This is a genomic window from Achromobacter sp. SIMBA_011, from assembly GCF_046535435.1.
Classification (GTDB): domain Bacteria; phylum Pseudomonadota; class Gammaproteobacteria; order Burkholderiales; family Burkholderiaceae_B; genus Achromobacter; species Achromobacter dolens.
On sequence record NZ_JAWRWN010000398.1, the window covers coordinates 1 to 275 of the forward strand.

Below are 275 nucleotides of genomic sequence, written 5' to 3' on the forward strand. Positions count from 1 at the left end.
CTTTCTCGTTGCCACGCCTGCGGCGAAGATACCCAGCAGGGTAAGGAGCGCGATGCCGAGCGTAATATAGCGTGCGGAGTCCACCGCAGATTCCCCGCCTGCGGCCATCAGCGTGCCTGCGAGCGCAGAGGTGATCGAGAAAGCAATAAGCTGCGTGATGGTGATCGCAGCCGCCGCCATGCCACCCTCGGCGGGATCATGGGTACTGCTCATCGCGGCAACTCCCAGCAGCGGCCAAGCCAGTCCGATGCCGACCCCGGCAAGCGCGAGGACGG

1 pseudogene is annotated in these 275 nt (G+C 65.1%); it reads right to left on the bottom strand.

Annotated elements, in window-relative coordinates:
• Positions 1-213: pseudogene (locus tag SB816_RS31450) on the bottom strand (MFS transporter); the annotation flags it as partial.
• Positions 214-275 lie beyond the last annotated feature (62 nt).